Source organism: Methylobacterium sp. Leaf112, assembly GCF_001423295.1.
GTDB lineage: Bacteria > Pseudomonadota > Alphaproteobacteria > Rhizobiales > Beijerinckiaceae > Methylobacterium.
The window spans coordinates 240,650-262,584 of sequence record NZ_LMNG01000030.1 but is presented as its reverse complement, the minus strand read 5'-3'; the positions used below and the strand labels follow the sequence as shown (position 1 = coordinate 262,584).

General features: G+C 69.3%; 20 protein-coding genes. 9 read left to right on the top strand and 11 right to left on the bottom strand.

Going from position 1 to position 21,935, the window contains the following annotated elements:
- Nucleotides 1-234: 234 nt before the first annotated feature.
- From ASF52_RS15120 to ASF52_RS15100, 5 genes are read left to right on the top strand one after another with little or no spacing between them, the layout of a single operon-like run.
- Nucleotides 235-2,148 carry an extracellular solute-binding protein gene (locus tag ASF52_RS15120; protein WP_056173700.1) on the top strand — a complete coding sequence of 638 codons (1,914 nt, stop codon included), beginning with the start codon at nucleotides 235-237 and terminating at the stop codon, nucleotides 2,146-2,148.
- Nucleotides 2,145-4,001, top strand: coding sequence for an extracellular solute-binding protein (locus ASF52_RS15115; RefSeq protein ID WP_056173697.1), 1,857 nt, complete (start codon nucleotides 2,145-2,147; stop codon nucleotides 3,999-4,001). Before ASF52_RS15120 ends, ASF52_RS15115 begins: the two co-directional genes overlap by 4 nt.
- Nucleotides 4,002-4,011: 10 nt before the next feature.
- Complete coding sequence (locus ASF52_RS15110) at nucleotides 4,012-5,118, top strand: microcin C ABC transporter permease YejB (protein ID WP_056174145.1); 1,107 nt, start codon at nucleotides 4,012-4,014, stop codon at nucleotides 5,116-5,118.
- Nucleotides 5,115-5,618: a GNAT family N-acetyltransferase gene (locus tag ASF52_RS15105; protein WP_056173694.1), complete on the top strand. Its 504-nt coding sequence runs from the start codon at nucleotides 5,115-5,117 to the stop codon at nucleotides 5,616-5,618. The genes ASF52_RS15110 and ASF52_RS15105 overlap by 4 nt, the downstream gene beginning before the upstream one ends.
- A gap of 32 nt (nucleotides 5,619-5,650) precedes the next feature.
- The gene (locus ASF52_RS15100; RefSeq protein ID WP_056173692.1) at nucleotides 5,651-6,535 is read left to right on the top strand and encodes an alpha/beta fold hydrolase; all 885 of its coding nucleotides are present in this window, start codon (nucleotides 5,651-5,653) and stop codon (nucleotides 6,533-6,535) included.
- A gap of 80 nt (nucleotides 6,536-6,615) precedes the next feature.
- On the opposite strand, the gene ASF52_RS15095 is transcribed toward ASF52_RS15100, so the two are convergent.
- From ASF52_RS15095 to ASF52_RS15070, 6 genes are read right to left on the bottom strand one after another with little or no spacing between them, the layout of a single operon-like run.
- A complete protein-coding gene (locus ASF52_RS15095) occupies nucleotides 6,616-6,957 on the bottom strand; it encodes a DUF6883 domain-containing protein (RefSeq protein WP_056173689.1) in 342 nt (113 codons plus the stop codon).
- Entirely contained in the window at nucleotides 6,954-7,199 is a 246-nt protein-coding gene (locus ASF52_RS15090) for a hypothetical protein (protein ID WP_056173685.1), read from the bottom strand. Before ASF52_RS15090 ends, ASF52_RS15095 begins: the two co-directional genes overlap by 4 nt.
- Nucleotides 7,200-7,252: 53 nt before the next feature.
- A complete protein-coding gene (locus tag ASF52_RS15085) occupies nucleotides 7,253-9,334 on the bottom strand; it encodes a hypothetical protein (RefSeq protein WP_056173682.1) in 2,082 nt (693 codons plus the stop codon).
- Nucleotides 9,335-9,371: 37 nt separating this feature from the next.
- Nucleotides 9,372-12,179, bottom strand: a complete 2,808-nt coding sequence (locus ASF52_RS15080) for a DUF4159 domain-containing protein (protein ID WP_056173679.1) — start codon at nucleotides 12,177-12,179, stop codon at nucleotides 9,372-9,374.
- A gap of 11 nt (nucleotides 12,180-12,190) precedes the next feature.
- Complete coding sequence (locus ASF52_RS15075; protein ID WP_056173677.1) at nucleotides 12,191-13,126, bottom strand: DUF58 domain-containing protein; 936 nt, start codon at nucleotides 13,124-13,126, stop codon at nucleotides 12,191-12,193.
- A gap of 3 nt (nucleotides 13,127-13,129) precedes the next feature.
- Entirely contained in the window at nucleotides 13,130-14,134 is a 1,005-nt protein-coding gene (locus tag ASF52_RS15070) for an AAA family ATPase (protein WP_056173674.1), read from the bottom strand.
- Between the two features lie 250 nt (nucleotides 14,135-14,384).
- Here ASF52_RS15070 and ASF52_RS15065 point away from each other — a divergent pair, with 250 nt between their 5' ends.
- Genes ASF52_RS15065 through ASF52_RS15050 form a run of 4 tightly spaced genes read left to right on the top strand, consistent with a single transcriptional unit; the run spans nucleotide 14,385 to nucleotide 17,096 of the window.
- Complete coding sequence (locus ASF52_RS15065) at nucleotides 14,385-14,954, top strand: DUF1285 domain-containing protein (RefSeq protein ID WP_056173671.1); 570 nt, start codon at nucleotides 14,385-14,387, stop codon at nucleotides 14,952-14,954.
- The gene (locus ASF52_RS15060) at nucleotides 14,951-15,616 is read left to right on the top strand and encodes a CoA pyrophosphatase (protein ID WP_056173668.1); all 666 of its coding nucleotides are present in this window, start codon (nucleotides 14,951-14,953) and stop codon (nucleotides 15,614-15,616) included. The genes ASF52_RS15065 and ASF52_RS15060 overlap by 4 nt, the downstream gene beginning before the upstream one ends.
- A complete protein-coding gene (locus tag ASF52_RS15055) occupies nucleotides 15,613-15,870 on the top strand; it encodes a DUF6111 family protein (RefSeq protein WP_056173665.1) in 258 nt (85 codons plus the stop codon). The genes ASF52_RS15060 and ASF52_RS15055 overlap by 4 nt, the downstream gene beginning before the upstream one ends.
- Nucleotides 15,867-17,096, top strand: coding sequence for a CCA tRNA nucleotidyltransferase (locus ASF52_RS15050; protein ID WP_056173661.1), 1,230 nt, complete (start codon nucleotides 15,867-15,869; stop codon nucleotides 17,094-17,096). The genes ASF52_RS15055 and ASF52_RS15050 overlap by 4 nt, the downstream gene beginning before the upstream one ends.
- A 19-nt stretch (nucleotides 17,097-17,115) precedes the next feature.
- On the opposite strand, the gene atpC is transcribed toward ASF52_RS15050, so the two are convergent.
- The 5 genes from atpC to atpA form a co-directional block, all read right to left on the bottom strand.
- Nucleotides 17,116-17,517, bottom strand: a complete 402-nt coding sequence (gene atpC / locus ASF52_RS15045) for an ATP synthase F1 subunit epsilon (RefSeq protein WP_056173659.1) — start codon at nucleotides 17,515-17,517, stop codon at nucleotides 17,116-17,118.
- 77 nt (nucleotides 17,518-17,594) lie between these two features.
- The gene (locus tag ASF52_RS15040; protein ID WP_056173656.1) at nucleotides 17,595-17,843 is read right to left on the bottom strand and encodes a hypothetical protein; all 249 of its coding nucleotides are present in this window, start codon (nucleotides 17,841-17,843) and stop codon (nucleotides 17,595-17,597) included.
- Nucleotides 17,844-17,845: 2 nt separating this feature from the next.
- Nucleotides 17,846-19,306 (bottom strand): F0F1 ATP synthase subunit beta, encoded by a 1,461-nt coding sequence (atpD, locus tag ASF52_RS15035; RefSeq protein ID WP_056173653.1) that lies wholly within the window; start codon nucleotides 19,304-19,306, stop codon nucleotides 17,846-17,848.
- Nucleotides 19,307-19,351: 45 nt separating this feature from the next.
- A complete protein-coding gene (locus ASF52_RS15030; protein WP_056173650.1) occupies nucleotides 19,352-20,227 on the bottom strand; it encodes a F0F1 ATP synthase subunit gamma in 876 nt (291 codons plus the stop codon).
- 111 nt (nucleotides 20,228-20,338) lie between these two features.
- On the bottom strand, nucleotides 20,339-21,868 hold the full coding sequence (gene atpA / locus ASF52_RS15025; protein WP_056173645.1) for a F0F1 ATP synthase subunit alpha: 1,530 nt from the start codon (nucleotides 21,866-21,868) through the stop codon (nucleotides 20,339-20,341).
- Nucleotides 21,869-21,935 lie beyond the last annotated feature (67 nt).

The window sequence follows — 21,935 nt, the reverse complement described above, 5'->3', positions numbered from 1 at the left end:
AGCACTGTCACGATCGTGAAGGCCGGGCTCAGTCCCGGCCTTTTTTCGTTCGAAGGCCCGCGACGACGCCCGCGCCAGGACGCGTCGGGCGTCCCGCGCGCATGCGGACCCTTCGTCCTGCGCGAATGGGGCCGCTTGGCGTGTCCCCTCCGTCCGTCCTAGAACGGCCCTTGCGGTAGTCGTGCGGACGGCCCGCGAGGATGCCGTCGAAATCGAAAAGAGCGCCCCATCGTGATGCGACAAGCCCTGATCGGACGTTGTTTCGCCGCCGCCGTGTCGGTCTGCGCCATGACCCTCTGCGCCATCACTTCGGCCTCTGCCGCACCCGATCCCGTCGCCGGCATGCCGGTCGCCAATGCGCCGTCGGGCGACTGGCGCCACGCCGTCACCCTCATGGGCGAGCCGAAGTACCCGGCCGACTTCAAGCATTTCGACTACGCCGACCCGGCCGCGCCCAAGGGCGGCCTCGTGCGCCTTGGGGCGCAGGGCGGCTTCGACAACTTCAACATCGTCGTGGCAGGCCGCAAGGGCGACCTCGAGAACGGCATCGCCCAGCTCTACGATACCCTGACGACGGAATCGGCCGACGAGCCGTTCTCGTCCTACGGACTCCTCGCCGAGGGGCTCAGGCTGGCCGACGACCTCTCCGCCGTGACCTATCGCCTACGCGAGGGCGCGCGCTGGCACGACGGCCGGCCGATCACCCCCGAGGACGTGGTGTGGTCCTTCACCGTGCAGAAGGAGAACAGCCCCTCGCTCGCGGCCTACTACCACAACGTCACCAAGGCCGAGGTCACGGGACCGCGCGAGGTGACGTTCAGCTTCGCCGAAGCCGGCAACCGCGAACTGCCCCAGGTGATCGGGCAGCTGCGCGTCCTGCCGAAGCACTGGTGGACGGGAACGGACACGCAGGGCAGAGCCCGCGACGTGACGCAGACGACCCTGGAGATACCGCTGGGGTCCGGCCCTTATCGGCTCGCGAAGTTCGAGCCGGGCCGCAGCGCCACCTACGAGCGCGTGGCCGATTACTGGGGCAAGGATCTGCCCGTGAACGCCGGGCGCAACAATTTCGGCACCATGCGGTTCGAGTACTTTCGCGATGCCACCGTGCAGATCGAAGCCCTGAAGGGCGACCTCTACGACTTCCGCGCCGAGAACATCGCCCGCAACTGGGCCACCGCCTACGACGATTTCCCGGCCGTGAAGGACGGCCGCCTCGTCAAGGAGGAGTTCCCGGATCGCGGCAACGGCAACATGCAGGCTTTCGCCTTCAACACGCGGCGCGCCAAGTTCGCCGATCCGCGGGTGCGCCGGGCCTTCAACCTCGCCATGAACTTCGAGGAGATGAACCGGTCGCTGTTCTTCGGCCTTTACAAGCGCATCGACTCGTATTTCTACGGCTCGGAACTGGCGTCCTCCGGCCTGCCGCAGGGCGAGGAACTGGCGATCCTGGAGAGCGTGCGCGACAAGGTCCCGGCCTCCGTCTTCACCACCCCCTACACCAACCCCGTGGCCGGCACGCCGGATTCCGTGCGCGCCAACCTTCGCGAGGCCGTGCGCCTCCTCAAGGAGGCCGGCTACGAACTGCGTGGCGGCCAGATGGTCGACGCCAAGACGGGCGAGCCGCTGACCGTCGAGTTCCTCGAGTTCCAGAGCGTGTTCGAGCGCGTGGTGCTGCCCTTCGCGGCCCAGCTCAAGCTCATCGGGATCCAGAGCAACCTGCGGGTCATCGACCAGGCGCAGTACCAGAACCGACTGCGCGCCTTCGACTTCGACATCACCACGTCGTCGTGGCCGGAATCCCTCTCGCCCGGCAACGAGCAACGCGAGTACTGGGGTTCGGCCGCCGCCGGCAAGGAAGGCTCGCGCAACCTCATCGGCATCAAGGATGCGGGCATCGACGCCCTCATCGACCGGGTGATCTACGCAAAGGACCGGCCGGGCGTGCTGGCCGCCACCCACGCCCTCGACCGGGTGCTGCTCGCCCACGATTACGTAGTGCCGCAATGGGCCTCCAACGTCTCACGGACGATCCGCTGGAACCGCTTCGCCCGGCCCAAGGTCCTGCCGACCTACGGCAGCTCGGGTTTTCCGAGCACCTGGTGGTACGACGAGGCCCTGGCCGCCAAGACCGGGGCGCCGCGTTGAGGGGCCCGAGCCGGCGCACCCTCGTCCTTGGTGCCGGGGCGGTCGCGGGTGCTTGCGTCCTGCCCGGATCCGGCCGAGCGCAAGGGGCGGCGCGCCACGGTCTGTCGAGCTTCGGCGAACTGAAATACCCGGCCGCGTTCAAGAATTTCGATTACGTGAACCCGGAGGCGCCGCGCGGCGGCCGCTTCTCGGCCCAGCTCGCCTCGACCCTGGGCAACCAGGCGAGCGACACCTTCAACACCCTCAACATCTACGTCCTGCGCGGCGATGGCGCCGCCGGCATGAACCTCACTTTCGATTCCCTGATGGTGCGGGCGCTCGACGAGCCCGACGCCCTCTATGGATTGCTGGCCCGGTCCGTCGAGGTCTCCGAGGACGGGCTGACCTACCATTTCGCCCTGCGGCCCCAGGCGCGGTTCCACGACGGCACCCGGCTCACAGCCCGCGACGTCGCGTTTTCCCTCACGATCCTCAAGGCCAAGGGTCATCCCGGTATCGCCCAGATGCTCCGGGACATGAGCGAGGCGACGGCCGACGGCGACGATACCGTGGTGGTGCGCTTCGTGCCCGGCCGCAGCCGCGACCTGCCCCTGTTCGTGGCGGGCCTGCCGGTGTTCTCGGCGGCGTATTACCAGCACCGCGACTTCGAGGCCTCGACCCTGGAGACGCCGCTGGGCTCCGGTCCGTATCAGGTCGGGCGCCTGGAGCCGGGCCGATTTATCGAGTTGCAGCGCGTGGCCGATTACTGGGCCGTCGATCTGCCGGTGAATGTCGGCCAGAACAATTTCGACGCCATCCGGTACGAGTATTTCCGCGATCGGCAGGTGGCGTTCGAGGCGTTCAAGAGCGGCGCATTCACCTTCCGTGAGGAGTTCACGTCCCGGGTCTGGGCGACGCTCTACGACTTCCCCGCCGTGACGGAGGGCCGGGTGCGCAAGGAGATCGTGCCCGATGCGCGTCCCTCCGGGACGCAGGGCTGGTTCCTTAACACCCGCCGGGAGGCGTTTCGCGACCCCCGCGTGCGGGAGGCCGTCGGCCTGTGCTTCGACTTCGCCTGGTCGAACAAGAACCTGTTCTATGGGGCCTACATCCGCACGGCCTCGTTCTTCGAGAATTCCGACCTGAAGGCCACCGGCACCCCCGATGCGGCCGAACTCGCCCTGCTCGATCCCCTGCGCGCCGATCTTCCGGCGGAGGTGTTCGGCGAAGCCTGGAGCCCACCGGATTCCGACGGATCGGGCCAGGACCGGGCCAATCTCAGCCGCGCCGTGGCCCTGCTGCGCGAAGCCGGCTGCACCCGCGACGGCGGTGTCGTGCGCCTGCCCAGCGGCAGGCCACTGGAACTCGAGTTCCTCGACAGCGATCCGGTGTTCGAGCCGGTGACGCACCCGTTCATCCGCAACCTCGGCCTCATCGGCATCAAGGCGCGCATGCGGGTGGTCGATGCCTCGCAGTACCAGTCCCGTCTCAAGGATTTCGATTTCGACGTGACCTCCCGGCGCTACGCCAGCGGCATGACGCCCGGCGCCGAGCTGCGGGAGGCCTACGGATCGGGGAGTGCGGCCACGCCGGGTTCCAACAACCTCGCGGGGATCGCCAGCCCGGCCGTCGACCGGCTCATCGACCGGGTGGCCAATGCGGCAACCCGGGCCGAACTCGTCACCGCCTGCCGCACCCTAGACCGGACCCTGCGCGCCGGACGCTACTGGGTGCCGATGTGGTACAAGGCCGACCACCGCCTCGCCCTGTGGGACGTCTACGGCCGCCCGGCCAAGGGCCCGGCCTACGACCTCGGCGCACCCGCCCTATGGTGGTACGATGCGGCACAAGCCCGGCGCATCGGCCGGAATTGAGGACGCTTCCTTGCTCGGCTACATCCTGCGCCGCCTCGCCCTCATGGTGCCGACCATCCTCGGCATCATGCTCATCACCTTCGTCATCGTGCAGTTCGCCCCCGGTGGACCCGTCGAACGGGTACTGGCCCAGCTCCAGGGCCAGGGCGAGGGCAGCCTGTCGCGGGTCACCGGTGGGGCCGGCGATCTCGGAGGGGCCGCTCGGTCGAGTGGCGGCGGGGGCGAAGCCAACGCCCGCTATCGCGGGGCGCAAGGGCTCGACCCGGCCTTCATCAAGAAGCTCGAACAGCAATTCGGCTTCGACAAGCCGGCACCCGAACGCTTCCTGAAGATGATCTGGGACTACGCCCGGTTCGATTTCGGCAACAGCTATTTTCGCGATGTGTCGGTGCTGCAATTGATCCGCGAGCGGCTGCCGGTGTCGATCTCGCTCGGCCTGTGGATGACGCTGATTTCCTACGCGATCTCGGTTCCGTTGGGGATTCGCAAGGCCGTGCGGGACGGCTCGCGCTTCGATCTCTGGACTTCGGGCGTGGTCATCGTCGGCTACGCCATCCCGAGCTTCCTGTTCGGCATTGCCCTCATCATCCTGTTCGCCGGCGGCTCGTTCTTCCAGATCTTCCCCTTGCGCGGCCTCACGAGCGAGAACTTCGACTCGTTGAGCCTGTGGGGCAAGGCGGTGGATTACGCTTGGCACATGGCTCTGCCGCTGGCCGCCCTGGTGCTCGGAGCCTTCGCCACCTCGACCCTGCTGACGAAGAACTCGTTCCTCGACGAGATCCGCAAGCAGTACGTGCTCACGGCGCGGATGAAGGGCCTGTCCGAGCGCCGGGTGCTGTACGGGCACGTGTTTCGCAACGCCATGCTGATCGTCATCGCGGGTTTCCCGGCGGCGTTCATCTCCGCCTTCTTCACCGGCTCGCTTCTCATCGAGACGATCTTCTCCCTCGACGGTCTCGGGCTGCTGTCCTTCACCTCCATCGTCGGGCGGGATTATCCGGTGGTATTCGCGACCCTGTACATCTTCTCCCTCGTGGGGCTCGCGGTGAACCTCCTGTCGGACCTGATCTACACCTGGATCGACCCGCGCATCGATTTCTCGGCCCGGGCGACGTGACCTCCCTGCCCCTGGTCCTGCGGATGGAGCATCCCGGGGACGCCGCGGCCATCGAGCGCCTGCACGCCCGCGCCTTCGGGCCGGGACGTTTCGCCCGCACCGCCTATCGCCTGCGCGAGGGCACCGCGCCGCTGGCCGACCTGGGCTTCACGGCCCTGATCGGCACGGACCTCGTCGGCTCCGTGCGCCTCGGGCCGGCGGAGGCGCAAGCACCGCTCCTGGTGCTGGGGCCGCTGACCGTCGATCCGAGCTTCGAGGGGCGCGGCATCGGCGCCGCCCTGATGCGGGCGAGCCTGGATGCGGCCCGCGGCGCCGGCCACGGCCTCGTCGTGCTGGTGGGCGACGCCCCCTATTACCGCCGCTTCGGCTTCAGCCCGGTGCCGCCCGGCCGGCTGATTCCGCCCGGCCCCGTCGATCCCACCCGCTTCCTGTGGTGCGAACTCGTGTCCGGTGCCGCCGGGACGGTGTCGGGGAACGTGAGCGCGGTGCGCCGGCGTTGATCCCCCGCGCGGCAACCGCGCGGGAGTGAACGATGACACCCATCCACCACGAGACCGTGCAGGCCAACGGCATCGCTCTCCACGTCGCCCGCGCCGGGCGCGGTAAGCCCCTGGTCCTGCTCCACGGGTGGCCGGAATTCTGGCTGACCTGGGAGCCGGTGATGGCCCGGCTCGCCGACCGCTTCGACCTCATCGTCCCCGACCTGCGCGGCTTCGGCATGAGCGAGAAGCCCGATCCCGGCCCCTCCGACAGGGCCGGGGCCGAGGTCCACGCCGCCGACATGGTGGGGCTCCTCGATACCCTCGGGATCGAACGCGCCGGCGTGGTGGGGCACGATGTCGGCGCCTATGTGGGGCAGGCATTGGGCCGCGCTGCGCCCGACCGCCTCACCGGCCTGTTCTTCTTCGACTGTCCGTATCCGGGTATCGGCCCGCGTCTGGCCGCGCCCGAGATGCTGGCCGAGATCTGGTACCAGTCGTTTCAGGTGAAGCCGTTCGCCGCGGACCTCGTGGGCTCGTCGCGCGAGGCCTGCCGGCTCTACATCGGCCATTTCCTGCGCCACTGGGCCGGCGGCAACCCGGCCGCCTTCGACGCGGTGCTCGACGCCTTCACCGACAACTTCATGGCACCGGGCAACCTGCAGGGCGGCTTCAACTGGTACCTCAGCGCGCAGGCCGGCCGCCTCGCCATGATCGCGGGCACGGCCCCGCCGCAGGATCCCATCGCGGTGCCGACCTGCGTGCGCTGGGGCACCGCCGACCCGCTGTTCCCCTACGCCTGGACCGACCGCCTCGGCGAGACCTTTTCGGACCTGGACCTCGCGCCGTTGGAGGGCGTCGGGCACTTTCCACACCGCGAGGCGCCGGACCGGGCGGCGACGGAGATCGCACGGTTTTTCGAGGGGCGTGGGGCATGAACTGCGTTCATTGCCGTCTACCATGCCTGTGGTGGACCAAGCGAAAGCCGATCCGCATACCCCCGCGAAGCTATCGCCGCTCAGCGCGTGAGGGGAACGGCCGTCAGGAAGCGCGCTTCTGTGGGATGCTCGCACTGCCAGACCGTGCGGATCTGCGGGGCGCGCCCATCCGGCGTTTCGAGCGGTCCCTCGAAGACGAGGCGCGGATAGCCGAGGGGCATCGTGCGTTCGCGGCCCGGCGGGTTCAGGATGGGATGGCTGGCCAATGCGTGGGCCAGGATTTGCGGTCGTTCGATCGCGAAGCCGAAGGCCAGGAAGAATCGCGGCTTGGGACCGCCTGATCGGTGCGTGAGGTTCAGAAGATACTTCGTGATTTTATCCTGATCGATGAGCCAGGATGTTGGTTGGTCGTCGAGGCTCAAGCACGCTCCACGAGCCTCAATCCATCGGCCGCGACGTTCGCCAGGGCGCCTAGCGGCTCGATGAACTCGACGACAAAAGCAGCGCCGTCGCCGTAGACGCCGACGATGGTGCCCTCCGTGCCGGCCGGAACCGCATCGCCGTCGTCGGTGAGCACGTCAGCCGTCACGACCACGCTATCGAGATCCTGTGGGCCCGGACGCGGTTCGGTCTTTCGCAGCAGGTAGAGGGCTTCTACGGACATGCCCTCAGGATACCGCCGAATGGGGGATTGGCAAATGTCCCGAGAGAGGGCGATCAGCCGGTCCGGCCGCGCCGCCCTTCCACCAGCCACATGGCCAATACGGCCGCTACCAGCGCCGCGAGCGCCCACAGGCCGAGTGCCAGGGGATAGACCGCGACGCCGCGGATGTTGGCGCTGTCGCTCGGGCGGAAGCCGATCCAGTCGGCCCCGGCCAAGCGCCCGCCGCGCACCGCCTGCAGGCGCGGCACCACGGTGCCGCCGGCTTCGGCGACCCGGCGGATCGAGCCGCCCGTGGCTTCGGCGAGGGCCCTGAGACGCTCGGTGTCGCTGAACACGTCGGCGAGTTCACGCGGGTTCGGCGGGCCAACGCTGACGAAGGCGATCAGGCTCCCCGAGCGCAGGGTATGCAGCCCGAGCTGCTCCGCCTCGAAGGTGGATGAGAACAGGCCGGGCTCGGCCTGCGCCAGGGTCAGGGTGCGCTCGACGCCCGTGGGACCCGTGACGGTCACGGGCTCGACGGTGTCCGCCATGGTCTGGCGCTCGACGCGGACTTCGCGTCCGCGCCCCGTGGTCTGGGCGCGCAGGGCCTCTTCCTCGAGGGCGGGTTCCTTCATCAGCCAGTGACCGAGGCGGCGCAGCAGGTCGAGGTAGGGGCCGCCCTCCTGATAGCCTCGCGCCCACAGCCAGGCGTGGTCCGAGAGCAGGAGCGCCACGCGACCCTTGTCCTCGCGCGACAGGGCTAGCAGCGGCAGGGCGTTCGGCCCCTGGAGGATCGGCTGGATGCCGGGCTTCACCTGGGCCGAGACGATGCGCAGCCAGTCGCCCCAGGCCGGCGGAGAGGCCTCCGATCCGGGCAGGGCCCGGGTGACGGGATGGCGCGTGCCGATGCCGGTGAGCCCGGCCTTGTAGGGCTGCTCGACCACGCGGCCGTTGGGCTCGCCCGGCAGGATCGCCGAGAGCCGGGTGCGCGACAGGCTCGCCTGGCCGGCGAATTCCGGTCCCGCCGCCACGAGGAGCGCTCCGCCCTCGCGGACGTAGCGGACGATGTTGTCGAAATACGCCGAGGGCAGCACGCTCTGGTTGGCGTAGCGGTCGAAGATGATCAGGTCGAAATCCTTGATCTTCTGGACGAACAGCTCACGCGTCGGGAAGGCGATGAGCGACAGCTCCGAGATCGGCGTGCCGTCCTGCTTCTCCGGCGGCCGCAGGATGGTGAAGTGCACGAGATCGACGTTGGCGTCGGACTTGAGCAGGTTTCGCCACGTGCGCTCGCCCTGGTGCGGTTCGCCCGAGACCAGCAGCACCCGGAGCTTTTCGCGGATGCCCTCGATGGGGAGCACCGCGCGGTTGTTCACGACGGTGAGCTCGCCCGGCAGCGGCTCGACCTCGATCTCGACCACGTTGGGGCCGCCGTGCTCGATCCGCATGGTGAGGGAGAAGGGCCGTCCCGTCGGGAAGGCACGCCGGCCCACCTCCTCGCCGTCCCGCCGCACGGTGACGACGGCGTTGCCGGTGCCGCCGCGTTCCATCACCTCGGCGCGGATCGTGAGGTCCCGCCCGACGATGCCGAAACGCGGCGCTTCGATGAGCTTGATCTGCCGGTCGCGCTCGTCCGGATGCCCCGTGACGAGGACGTGCAGCGGCCCCTTGATGCCGAGCGCCGACGCCGAGGCCGGGATGTCGTGCACCACGCCGTCGGTGAGCATCACGACGCCGGCCAGCCGCTCGGGCGGCACATCGGCCAAAGCCTGAGACAGCGCGGTGAACAGCTTCGTGCCTTCGTCGCTCTCCTTGGCGTCCGGCACGTCGACGAAGCGCGGCTCGATCCCCGTCAGGGCCCCGAAGCGGCGCTGCAGTTCGGCCCGCACGGCGTCGGTCATGGCCGGACGGTCGCCGAGACCCTGGGACCCCGATCGGTCCACCACCACGGCGACGATATCCTTGACGGGCTCCCGGTCCTCCCGGACCAGGGCGGGGTTGGCGAGGGCGAGCAGCACCAAGGCGAGGGCCACGGCGCGCAGGATGGCCGTGCCGCCGCGCGCCAGGATCGCCAGCACGGCGAACAGCGCGACCAGGATCCCGAAACCGGCCAGCACCGGCCATGGGACGAGGGGGGTGAAGCTGAGGCTCAGCATCGGCGCATGGCCTCCCGCATTCCGGATCCGGCTCCGCTCACTGGCCCAACCGTTCGAGCAGGGCGGGCACGTGGACCTGATCCGCCTTGTAGTTGCCGGTCAGGGTGTAGATCACGAAGTTCACCCCGCCACGGAATGCCATTTCGCGCTGGCGCTCCTCACCGCCGACCACGGGGTAGAGCGGCTCGCCGCGCTTGCCCACGGCCCAGGCGGCGGCCAGATCGTTGCCCGTGATGACGATGGGCGACACTCCGTCCCCAGCCCGCGCCGGGCGGCGCTCGGTGCCGTCCGCCGCCGGCGGCAGGGCTTCGACCCAGGTCTGGCCCGTGGCGTACCGGCCGGGGAACGTGTCGACGAGGTAGAACGCCTTGGTCAGCACGTGGTCGGCCGGGATCGGTTCGAGTTCGGGGACTTCGAGAGTGGACAGCATGGTGCGCAGGTAGAGGGCTTCCGGCGTCGGCGGTCCACCCGGGCGGGCCGTCAGCGCATCGCGGGTGTCGAACAGGACGGTGCCGCCGTTGCGCATGAACGCGTCGATGCGTCGGATCGCGACGGCGCTCGGCTGGGGTCGGCCGGCGACGATGGGCCAGTAGATCAGGGGATAGAACGCGAGTTCGTCCTTGGCCGGATCGATGCCGATGGGATCGCCGGGCTCAAGGGCGGTGCGGTTGGACAGCACCTGCGTCAGGCCGGCGAGGCCCGCGCGGCTCGCCGTATCGGCCGCTTCGTCGCCGGTGACGACGAAGGCGAGACGGGTCGCGAGCGCCGAGTCGATGCCGTTCGGCCGACCGGTCGCTTGGGCCTGGGCCCAAGCCGGCGCCGGGGCGAAGTCGGGGGCCGCGAGGCAGAGGAGCACGAACGCGGCCGCTGCCGCCCGTCCGCCCGTCCGGCGAAGGAAGCCACCGAGCCAGAGCCCCGCAAGGGTGTCGAGGAGGAGGAGCATGAGGGCCAGGGTGAAGAGCGTGGCGCGCAGATCGAGGGTCTCGGCACCGGCGAGCGATCCCGTGCGGGCGCTGGCGAGGGGCGCGAAGTCGATGGGCTTGAGACGGTCGGCCACCGTCAGCGCATTGACGGCGACGCCGCCATCGGCGGGACCGTAGAAGCCGGGCGGATGCTCGAACGAGCCGCGCTCGGCGTAATCCGCCGGCACGGCGGTGGCGCCGGCCGGCGGCGCGCCGAGGGCCCCGAACCCATCGAGGGTCAGGCGTGGGGCGAGCACCGCCGGGGGACGTGCGACGTCGCCGGCAGGCGCCGCTCCGGTGCCGGCCAGGGCCACGACCCGGCGCAGCATGTCGATGAACAAGCCCGACAGGGGCAGGTTCGACCATGTGGTGTCGGCGGTGACGTGGAAGAGCACCACCAGCCCTTGGCCCCGCTTCTGCGCAGTCACGATGGGAGTGCCGTCCTGGAGCGACGCCCAGGTCCGTCCCGGGAGCTCGCCGTCGGGCTCGGCGAGGATCTGCCGGCGCACGCCGATATCCGCCGGTGGAACGAGTCCGGCGAACGGGCTCTCCGGCGCGAAGGTCGCGAAGGTCTTCGGGCTGTCCCACGATAGCGTCCCGCCGAGGGTCCGACCGCCCCGGCGCAGGCGCACGGGCACGAGGGGGTCGTTGCCCGCCGCCAGGCGCGGCCCGGCGAAGCGCAGGAGTAGGCCGCCGGCATCGACGAAGGCTTCGACCCGCTCCAGGGTGGCGGCGTCGAGGGCACCGACATCGGCCAGCACGAGCACAGAAACCTGCGCATCGAGCATCTGCGAAACGGATTCGGCGACGCCCTTGGCGCCGCGCGGCTCCTGCACGTCGGCGAAAGGCACCAGGGCGCGGGAAAGGTAGTGAGTCGGGGCCAACAGCGGCTGGGCTTGATCGCTGGTTCCGCCGAAGACGAGCCCGACGCGGCGGCGCTTGCCGCGCTCGTCCACCAAGGTCACGGCGCCGGCCGAGCGTTCGCCAAGGATCTCGAGGCGGCTGATGCCGTTGCGCAGTTCCACCGGCAGATCGAAGGCGACCGCCGCTTCGGTTGCACCGTCCGGGAAGGTGAAGTCGTGCTCGGCCAGCGGCAGGCCCTTCGCGTCGAGGGCACGCACGGTGCCGCCGTCGCGACCGTTGGGCGAGGCGCGCAGGGCACGGGCCGTGAGCCGGCCGCCGGATTCCGCGGCCGAAAGCGCAAGGGCCGGCGGCCGATCGGTGCGCAGGATGGTGAGACCGGTGCCGTGCTTGCCGACGAGGTCTGCGAGGCCCTTGGCGAACGTGTCCTCGCCCGGTCCCGCGACGCCGTCGCTGATCCACAGCGCAGCGGCGCCCGGTGTCCGCTCGAAGAAGGCGGCCAGGACGGACAGATGTGTCGCACGCTCCGCGAGGTGCGGCCGGGGCGCGATGGCGCGCAGGCGCTCTAGGGCATCGGCGGGCACGCGGGCCTCGATGGGCGCGGCCGGCTCGGCCAACGCCATCAGGGCCACGGGACGCCCGTCGCGGGCGGCGGTCTCCACGGCATCGGTGGCGACCCGCTGGCGCTCGCGCCAATCGTGGGCGGCGGAAAATCCGTTGTCGATCATCACCACGAGGGGCGTGCGTCCCGTCTCCCCGCCGAGGCCCGACGGGTTCCAGACCGGCCCGGACACCGCCAGGATCAGAAAGGCCGCCACGAGCAGGCGCAGGATCAGGAGCCATGGCGGCGTGCGGGCCGGCGTCTCGCGCCTGGGCAGCAGGTCGGCCATGATCCGCAGCGGCGGAAAGTCGATGCGGCGCGGACGCGGCGGCGTCACCCGCAGGAGGAACCACAGGGCCGGCAGCGCAACGAGCGCGGCGAGCGCCAGGGGGGCGGCAAAGGTCAGGGGCAATCCGAGCACGGTAACGATCCTCAGCCGGTCCCGCGCGCGGCGGCGACGAGGGTGAGCAGGCGAAGGGCGGCTTCGCTGGCCGGTCGGTCGGTGCGGTGGATGGTCAGGGTCCAGCCCTGAGCGCGGGCGATCTCGGAGAGGCCGGCCCGATGCTCGGCGATGCGGGCACGGTAGGCCTCACCCCAGGCTCCGGCGTCGCCGATGGCCAGAGTCCGGTCCGTTTCCGGATCGTGCAGGACGGCTTGGCCCGAGAACGGGAAAGTCTCTTCGACGGGATCGACGATCATCACGAGGTGGCCGTGGGTGCCGTGCGCCGCGATGGCCTCCACGGCTTGGCGCACCTCGGCGAGCGGCGACAGGAAATCGCTGATCAGGATCGCCTCGTCGAAGCGACCCGGCGAAGCGCGGGGCGGCATGTCGCGTGTGAGACCGGCGTGGTCGCCGACGAGCGCCTGCGCCAGGGTCTCGACTATGCGACGCGAAGTGACGGCGCGGGTCAGTCCCAGAAGTCCCGTACGCTCACCCCCGTCCACCAGGGTGTCGGCCAGCGCGAATGCCAGGACCAGGGCGCGCTCGACCTTCGGCGCCTGGGCGAGGTGCGAGGCGAAGCCCATGGAGGCCGATCGGTCGATCCAGAACCAGATGTTGTGCGCGGCCTCCCACTCACGCTCGCGGACGTAGAGCCGGTCGTCGCGGGCGGAGCGGCGCCAGTCGATCCGTGCGGCGGCCTCTCCGGCGACGAAGGGCCGGAACTGCCAGAAGCTCTCCCCCGGTCCCGCCCGGCGGCGGCCGTGCAGGCCGTGGGCCAGGGTGGTCGAGACGCGTCGCGCTTCGAGGATCAAGCGCGGCATCCGCTCGGCGAGGCCGAGGGCGCTCTCGGTCTCGCGCCGCCCGGGAACGCGGGCCTCGGCGGGGAGGACCCGCGTGGGGGCCGTCCGCGTGGGGGCTATGGCCATGCGCTAGAGCTTGGCCGCGAGCTGGGCGATGAGACCCGGGACGGTCTCCCCGTCCGCACGCGCGGCGAAGCTCAAGGCCATGCGGTGCTTGAGCACCGGTTCGGCGAGGGCCTTCACGTCGGCGATGGAGGGCGCGACGCGGCCTTCGATGAGGGCACGGGCGCGGACCGCCAGGGTCAGGGCCTGGCTGGCGCGGGGGCCGGGCCCCCACAGGAGCTTGCCGTTGAGGAACGGGTCGCCCCCCTCGGGCCGGGCGGAACGCACGAGGTCGAGGATCGCGTCGACCACGGCATCGCCCACGGGCAGGCGGCGCACCAGGCGCTGGGCCGTAAGGAGCTGCTCGGTGGACATCACCGCCTGAGGCTTGTGGTCGTCGACGCCCGTGGTCTCGATGAGGATGCGGCGCTCGGCGGCCCGATCCGGATAGCCGACGTCGATCTCGAGCAGGAAACGGTCGAGCTGGGCCTCGGGCAACGGGTAGGTGCCCTCCTGCTCGATGGGATTCTGGGTCGCCAGCACGTGGAAGGGCCGCGGCAGATCGTATCGTTCGCCCGCCACGGAAACGAAATGCTCCTGCATCGCCTGCAGCAGGGCCGACTGGGTGCGCGGGCTGGCGCGGTTGATCTCGTCGGCCATCAGCAACTGGGTGAAGACCGGCCCCTTCACGAACCGGAACGAGCGGTGCCGGTTGGCATCCTCGTCGAGGATTTCCGTGCCGAGGATGTCCGAGGGCATCAGGTCCGGGGTGAACTGGACCCGGCGCCCGTCGAGGCCGAGGACGGTGCCGAGGGTCTCGACCAGCTTGGTCTTGGCGAGGCCGGGGAGACCGACCAACAGCCCATGGCCGCCCGCCAGGATGGTGATGAGCGTGAGATCGACCACCTGCTCCTGGCCGAAAATGACCTTGTGAACCGCTTCACGCGCCGCGCCGACGGCTCCGAGACACGCTTCCGCCGTGGCGACGATGCCGTCGTCGAGGGCGGTGGCCGGCTGGGAGCCTTGCGTCATGCGGTGTCGGTCCTCGCGTTCCGCCTCGACTTCTGGGGGTCGATGGCAGCAGTCAGGGAACGGCCATGCGGTGGCCGTGCAGGTCGAGTGTGGCGCCGTTTGCGCCGCCCTGGCAAGGTCGGCGCGACGCCGCAGGCGTTCGCCTTCGGTTCGACAGTGCCTTTCCTGTCGCGAATCGGACGCATGCGGGCAACGAAACAGGCCTGCCTCCAGGCGTTCCAAAGGCGGCTTCGAGCGCTATCTTTCCGTCATGGCACCAAACGAATCCGACCCGACCATCGACCGCTTGAGCGCCGCCCTTGGTGATCTGCCCCGACGCGGTCCCCCGCCCGTCGACCAGTGGAACCCGCCCTATTGCGGCGCCATCGACATGCGCATCGCCGCCGACGGGACGTGGTTCCACGATGGTGCGCCGATCCGGCGCCCGGCCCTGGTGAAGCTGTTCGCTTCCATCCTCCGGTGCGAGCCGGACGGCAGCATCGTGCTGGTGACGCCGGTCGAAAGCGTCGGAATCACCGTCGAGGATGCAGCCTTCGTCGCCGTCGAGATGGCGGTGGAGGGCGACGGCGACGGCCGCCGCATCGCGCTGCGCACCAACGTCGACGACCTCGTGGCGGTGGGTTCCGACCATGCCCTGCGGTTCGAGGAGGACGAGGCCGGCGGCTTGCGCCCCTACGTGCACGTCCGGCGCGGCCTGTGGGCGCTTGTGACCCGGGCGCTGACCTACGATCTCGTGGCTTTGGCCGAGGAACGCGACGGCTGGCTCGGCATCGCCGCGGGCGGCACGTTCCACCGGATCGCACCCACCGCCACCGCATGAGACTCGACGCCGTCGCCGAGCTCATCGACCGCGCCGCCCGGTATCTCGACGCGGAACCACCCGGGCCGGGTGACCCGACGGCCAATCCGCGGGGCGACCACGATCTCGACGGCATCGACGTCGTGCCGCCCGGGCCACACCGGAATGCGGCGGTGCTGGTACCGGTGGTGCCGCGTCCCGACGGCCTCGGCGTGGTGTTCACCGTGCGCTCCGCACACCTGCGCGATCATTCCGGCCAGATCGCCTTTCCGGGCGGCAAGATCGATCCCACCGACGCGACGCCCGCCGACGCGGCCCTGCGCGAGGCCCGCGAGGAGATCGGCCTCGAGGCCGGCGCCATCCGGACCCTCGGCTATCTCGACCCCTACCTCTCGGCCACGGGCTTCCTGGTGATGCCGGTGCTCGGACTCGTCGATCCGGCCGCCACCCTGCGTCTCAACCCCGACGAAGTCGCCGACACGTTCGAGGCGCCTCTATCCTACCTGCTCGATCCGGGTCGACGCCGAATCGAGACCGCGACTTGGCAAGGGCGCACCCGGCGCTACCACGTGATCGCCTACGGTAATCATCGGATCTGGGGCGTGACCGCCGGCATCGTGAACAACCTCCACGAACGCCTGTATCCCCCATCCGGCACGTCGCCGCGAATGAGAGTTTCATGATCCGCAAGCTCGTCGAAGAAGTGCTGATCTTCCTCCTGCCGTTCCTGCTGTTCGCGGGCTATCTCGCCCTCAGCGGCCGGCATCCGCGCCATCATGCCCATTGGGAGGGCAAGGTCTTTCGCCTGACCATGGCGGGAATCGTCCTGGTGATCCTCTCCCTCGTCGCCACCGGACTGTTCGGTGAGCGCCATCGCGGCGGCTACGTACCGCCGCGCCTGGAGAACGGCGCGGTCGTGCCGGGTCGTTTCCAGTGACGGCGCACCGCCTCGACCCGGATGGGCTGGGCACCCTGCTGGCGACTCCCGGCCTCGCACGCGTCCTGGCCGCGCTGCGCGTTCCGGGGGAACACACCCGCCTCGTCGGAGGCTGCGTCCGCGACGCGCTCCTCGGGCATCCGTCCAACGACATCGATCTCGCCACCACGCTCCTGCCGGAAGCCGTGGTGGCGTGCGCCAGGCCGGCGGGCCTGCGCAGCATCCCCACGGGTATCGAGCACGGAACCGTGACGCTGATGGCCGGGACTGCGACGTTCGAGGTCACGACGTTGCGCGAGGACATCGAGACGGACGGACGTCACGCCGTGGTCCGGTTCGGCCGCGACTTCGGCCTCGATGCGCAGCGGCGGGATTTCACCATCAACGCCCTCTCGGTGGATGCCGAGGGTCACCTCCACGACACGACCGGCGGCCTCGCCGATCTTCGTGCCGGCCGTGTGCGCTTCATCGGCGAAGCCGCGACACGCATCCGTGAGGATGCGTTGCGGATCCTCCGATTCTTCCGCTTCCACGCCCGCTACGGCGCCGAAGCACCCGATGCGGAGGGGCTTGCGGCCTGCATCGGCGCCCGGGCCGCCCTCGACGGCCTGTCGCGGGAGCGCGTGCGCGGTGAACTGCTGAAACTGCTCCTCGCCCCTGGGGCGGTTCCGGCCGTGACCGTTCTGAGCGAGACCGGCCTCCTCGGCCGGCTCGTCGGCGGGATCGGTGACCTGCGACGGTTCGAACGGACGACCCGGCACCCCTGGGACGCGCCGGCGCGGCTGGCGGCCCTTTCGGTGTTCTCGGCGGACGATGCCGAACGCCTGACCGCTCGCCTGAGGCTGTCGAAGGCGGAACAGAATCGGCTCGGGCGCTATGCCCGTGCGCTGGTGGCTCTGCGGAGCAGAACCGTGATCGACGTGATGGAGATGCGCAGGCTGACGGCCGCTCATGGCGCCGAGCCCATCGCCCTGGCCAGCGACGCCCTTGGGGCGTGTCCATCACAAATCACGGCGGAGGCCGGTGATCTACTCGGGCTGATGGTACGGGGCGAAGTGTCGGTTCCGGTCTTCCCCTTGACCGGGTCCGACCTCGTCGCACGGGGTATCCCGGCTGGACCGGAGATCGGGCGCCGCCTCGGACGGGCGCGGACGCAGTGGCTCGCGGCCGGCTGCCCGGCTGACGAAGCCGCGCGCACGGCCTTGCTCGAGCGCGCGGCTTCGTAGATTTCGGGCCGGTTCGACCTCAGAGCGCGAGGGCGACCTTTGCATCCTGAAGCTGGACGATCTGGCCGTTGAGCTCGTCCTTCTTGGCGAAATCCGTGGTCGCATCGCGCAGGAGTTCGACGGCGGCGATATCGCGGTCGAGGGATTCCGGTGTGATCTCCTCGAAGGGATTGGCCCGTTCGGCGATGACGGTGACGGAGGTCGGCCCGATATCGGCGAAACCGCCGCGTACGAGGACGCGCTTGCCGGCGTGGCCGGCCTCGTTGATCACGATGACGCCAACCTTCAGGGCGGTGAGCACCGGAGCATGGCCCGGCAGAACGGTCATCTCCCCCTCGATGCCGGGAAGCTGCACGGCCTCGATCGGGCCGGAATACACCGTCCGCTCGGGACCGACGAAATCGAACTGGAAGGTGGCCATGACGTCGCGAATCCCGGTTCGGGTGTGTCTGTCGTGCGGAACGGCGCGCGGCCCGGGGCCGTGCGCCGTAGAGGGTGTCAGGCCCGGCCGCGGCCGGCGACGAAGCCGACCCCGAGGCCGAGGGCCGCGCCGATCACCGCGAAGATGCCGATATGCTGCATCTGGCCGGTGGTCAGGGTACCGCCGGACGTACCCGCCGGCTTGTCACCCTGAACTTCGAGGCTGAAATCCCCGATCTTGATTTCGGCGGCCTGGGGCCGGGTGAGGTACCCGGCCAGGGCGCCGACGACGAGACCGACGAGGAGAAGACCGATCTTGCTGCTCAAGATCAGGCCGCCGCCGCGATCTTCTTGGCCTTCTCCTTGGCGTCCTCGATGGTGCCGACCATGTAGAACGCCGCCTCCGGCAAATCGTCGTAGTCACCGTTCACGAGGCCCTTGAAGCCCTTGATGGTGTCGGCCAGCGGGACCTGGATGCCGGGCGAGCCGGTGAAGATTTCGGCGACCGAGAAGGGTTGGGAGAAGAAGCGCTCGATCTTGCGGGCGCGGGCGACGGTGAGCTTGTCCTCTTCCGAGAGCTCGTCCATGCCCAGGATCGCGATGATGTCCTGCAGGGCCTTGTAGCGCTGCAGGGTCTGCTGGACCTGACGCGCTACCGCGTAATGCTCCTCGCCGAGAACGGCGGGGTTTAGCATGCGCGAGGTCGAGTCGAGCGGATCCACGGCCGGATAGATGCCCTTCTCGGCGATGGAGCGGGACAGCACGGTCGTCGCGTCCAGGTGGGCGAACGAGGCGGCGGGCGCCGGATCGGTCAGATCGTCGGCCGGCACGTAGATGGCCTGCACCGAGGTGATCGAGCCCTTGGTGGTGGTGGTGATGCGCTCCTGCAGGGCGCCCATGTCGGTGGCGAGCGTCGGCTGGTAGCCCACGGCGGACGGGATGCGGCCGAGCAGCGCAGACACTTCCGAGCCGGCCTGGGTGAAGCGGAAGATGTTGTCCACGAAGAACAGCACGTCCTGGCCCTGGTCGCGGAAGTCTTCGGCGATGGTCAGACCCGTGAGGGCGACGCGCGAGCGGGCGCCGGGGGACTCGTTCATCTGGCCGTACACGAGGGCGCACTTGGAGCCTTCGGCCGAGCCGTTGTTCTCCTTCGGGTCCATGTTGACCTTGGACTCGATCATCTCGTGGTAGAGATCGTTGCCCTCGCGGGTGCGCTCGCCGACGCCGGCGAACACCGAATAGCCCGAGTGCACCTTGGCGATGTTGTTGATCAGCTCCATGATCAGCACCGTCTTGCCGACGCCGGCGCCGCCGAACAGGCCGATCTTGCCGCCCTTGGCGTAGGGAGCAAGAAGATCGACCACCTTGATGCCGGTGACGAGGATCTGCGACTCGGTGGACTGCTCGGCGTAGGACGGCGCGGGCTGGTGGATGGCGCGCAGGGTCTCGGAGACGATCGGGCCGGCCTCGTCGATGGGCTCGCCGATGACGTTCATGATGCGGCCGAGGGTGTTGAAGCCCACGGGCACCTTGATGGCCTCGCCGGTGTCGGTGACTTCCTGACCGCGCACGAGGCCTTCCGACGTGTCCATGGCGACGCAGCGCACGGTGCTCTCACCGAGCTGCATGGCGACTTCGAGGACGAGACGGTTGCCGTTGTTCTTGGTCTCGAGGGCGTTCAGGATCTCGGGCAGATGGCCGTCGAAATGCACGTCGACCACGGGGCCGATGACCTGGGTGATCTTGCCGACCTTGTTGGAGCCGGCGCCGGGGGTAGCGGTGTTCGCCATGATACGGGTCCTTCGACGATGTTGCGGTCAGGGTGCCGGAGCGGCCTAGAGGGCCTCGGCGCCCGAGATGATTTCGATGAGTTCCTTGGTGATCATGGCCTGACGCGTACGGTTGTAGATCTGCGTCTGCTTCTTGATCATTTCGCCGGCGTTGCGCGTGGCCGAATCCATGGCACCCGTGCGGGCTCCCTGCTCGGAGGCGGCGTTCTCGAGGAGCGCCCGGAACACCTGCACCGTGAGGTTGCGCGGCAACAGGGTGTCGAGGATGGCCTCCTCGCTCGGCTCGAACTGCAGGGCGGCGTCCGGGGCCGTGGCACCGGTCTCGGGCAGTTCCGCCGGGATCAGCTTCTGGGCGGTCGGAACCTGGGCGATCACCGAGCGGAAGCGCGAGTAGAACAGCGTCGCGACATCGAACTCGCCGGCCTCGAAACGGGCGATGACGCTGTCGGCGATCTCGGCGGCGAATTCGTAATCCACCGGCTTGTTGCCGCGCAGATCGCGGTTCTCGATGATCTGGTCGCGGTACTGGCGGCGCAGGAGGTCGTAGCCCTTCTTGCCGACGGTGACGATCTTCACCGTCTTGCCCTCGGCGGTGAGCCGGCGGATGTGCTCGCGGGCCAGACGCACGATCGACGAGTTGAAGCCGCCGCACAGGCCTCGATCGGCCGTGCAGACGATGAGGAGGTGGGTCTTCTCCGAGCCGGTGCCCGAGAGCAGCTTCGGACCCTGGACGCCGCCGACGAGGTTGGCGGCCAAGTTGCCGAGCACCTGGGACATCTTCTCTGCGTAGGGACGCGCGCTCTCGGCGGCCATTTGGGCGCGCCGCAGCTTGGCGGCGGCGACCATCTGCATGGCCTTGGTGATCTTCTGCGTGCCCTTCACCGAAGCGATGCGGTTACGCAGATCCTTCAAACTCGCCATGGGGTGACTTCCAGATCCATCCGCTGCGGCTCAAGGCGAGGTATCCGGCCTTCCGGATACCTCGCTTACACTGACGTTCGGCCGATCATCTGCGGATCGGCCGAGGGTCCTTCAGGCTAACGACTTGGCCACGGCCTCGACGACGCCCTTCAGCGTCTTGGCGCTGTCGTCGGACAGATCCTTCGAGTCGCGGATCTTGGCGAGCAGATCGGCGTGCTTGGTGCGCAGGGTCGAGAGCAAGGCGTCCTCGAACGGACGGACCTTCGAGACCGGCAGGGCGTCGAGGTAGCCGTTGACGCCGGCATAGATCACAGCGACCTGCTCTTCCATCTTCAGCGGGGAGAACTGCGGCTGCTTCAGGAGCTCGGTGAGGCGCGAGCCGCGATTCAGGAGCTTCTGGGTCGAGGCGTCCAGATCCGAGCCGAACTGCGCGAAGGCGGCCATCTCGCGGTACTGCGCGAGCTCGCCCTTGATCTTGCCGGCGACCTTCTTCATCGCCTTCGTCTGGGCCGAGGAGCCAACGCGCGAGACCGAGAGGCCGACGTTCACCGCCGGGCGGATGCCCTGGTAGAACAGGTCGGTCTCGAGGAAGATCTGGCCGTCGGTGATCGAGATGACGTTGGTGGGGATGTAGGCCGAGACGTCGTTGGCCTGGGTCTCGATGACCGGCAGCGCGGTCAGCGAACCGTTGCCGGCGGCGTCGCCCATCTTGGCGGCGCGCTCGAGAAGCCGCGAGTGCAGGTAGAACACGTCGCCGGGATAGGCCTCGCGGCCCGGCGGGCGGCGCAGCAGAAGGGACATCTGACGGTAGGCCACGGCCTGCTTGGAGAGATCGTCGTACACGATCACGGCGTGCATGCCGTTGTCGCGGAAGTACTCGCCCATGGCGCAGCCGGCGAAGGGCGCGATGAACTGCATCGGTGCCGCGTCCGACGCAGTTGCGGCGATGACGATGGAGTATTCGAGCGCGCCGTTGTCCTCGAGGGACTTCACGAACTGAGCGACGGTGGAGCGCTTCTGGCCGATGGCGACGTAGACGCAGTAGAGCTTGGCGTTCTCGTCGGTGCCCGCGTGGGCCGGCTTCTGGTTCAGGATGGTGTCGAGGGCGATGGCGGTCTTGCCGGTCTGGCGATCGCCGATGATCAGCTCGCGCTGGCCGCGGCCGACGGGGATCAGCGCGTCGATGGCCTTGAGGCCGGTGGCCATCGGCTCGTGCACGGATTTCCGCGGGATGATGCCCGGGGCCTTCACGTCGACGCGGCGACGCTCGGTGGTGGCGATGGGGCCTTTGCCGTCGATGGGGTTGCCCAGCGCGTCGACGACGCGGCCGAGCAGCGCCTTGCCGACGGGCACGTCCACGATGGCACCCGTGCGCTTGACGGTCTGGCCTTCCTTGATGTCGCGATCGGACCCGAAGATCACGATGCCGACGTTGTCCTGCTCGAGGTTGAGGGCCATGCCGCGCACGCCCGACTCGAACTCGACCATCTCGCCGGCCTGGACGCTGTCGAGGCCGTAGGCGCGGGCGATGCCGTCACCCACGGACAGGACCTGGCCCACCTCGGAGACTTCGGCTTCCTGGCCGAAATTCTTGATCTGATCCTTCAGGATCGCGGAGATCTCGGCGGCGCGGATATCCATCGTCGGGCCTCTTGTCGTTGATTGATTGAATGGGTGGAGAACGGGAGCGGGGGAACCCTGACGGGTC

Bases quoted from the DNA above. Each gene is read 5' to 3' on its own strand.
- ASF52_RS15120 (WP_056173700.1), top strand. From the start codon at position 235: ATGCGACAAGCCCTGATCGGACGTTGTTTCGCCGCCGCCGTGTCGGTC.
- ASF52_RS15100 (WP_056173692.1), top strand. From the start codon at position 5,651: ATGACACCCATCCACCACGAGACCGTGCAGGCCAACGGCATCGCTCTC.
- ASF52_RS15090 (WP_056173685.1), bottom strand. From the start codon at position 7,199: ATGTCCGTAGAAGCCCTCTACCTGCTGCGAAAGACCGAACCGCGTCCG.
- ASF52_RS15085 (WP_056173682.1), bottom strand. From the start codon at position 9,334: ATGCTGAGCCTCAGCTTCACCCCCCTCGTCCCATGGCCGGTGCTGGCC.
- ASF52_RS15075 (WP_056173677.1), bottom strand. From the start codon at position 13,126: ATGGCCATAGCCCCCACGCGGACGGCCCCCACGCGGGTCCTCCCCGCC.
- ASF52_RS15070 (WP_056173674.1), bottom strand. From the start codon at position 14,134: ATGACGCAAGGCTCCCAGCCGGCCACCGCCCTCGACGACGGCATCGTC.
- ASF52_RS15065 (WP_056173671.1), top strand. From the start codon at position 14,385: ATGGCACCAAACGAATCCGACCCGACCATCGACCGCTTGAGCGCCGCC.
- ASF52_RS15060 (WP_056173668.1), top strand. From the start codon at position 14,951: ATGAGACTCGACGCCGTCGCCGAGCTCATCGACCGCGCCGCCCGGTAT.
- ASF52_RS15055 (WP_056173665.1), top strand. From the start codon at position 15,613: ATGATCCGCAAGCTCGTCGAAGAAGTGCTGATCTTCCTCCTGCCGTTC.
- atpC (WP_056173659.1), bottom strand. From the start codon at position 17,517: ATGGCCACCTTCCAGTTCGATTTCGTCGGTCCCGAGCGGACGGTGTAT.
- atpD (WP_056173653.1), bottom strand. From the start codon at position 19,306: ATGGCGAACACCGCTACCCCCGGCGCCGGCTCCAACAAGGTCGGCAAG.
- ASF52_RS15030 (WP_056173650.1), bottom strand. From the start codon at position 20,227: ATGGCGAGTTTGAAGGATCTGCGTAACCGCATCGCTTCGGTGAAGGGC.
- atpA (WP_056173645.1), bottom strand. From the start codon at position 21,868: ATGGATATCCGCGCCGCCGAGATCTCCGCGATCCTGAAGGATCAGATC.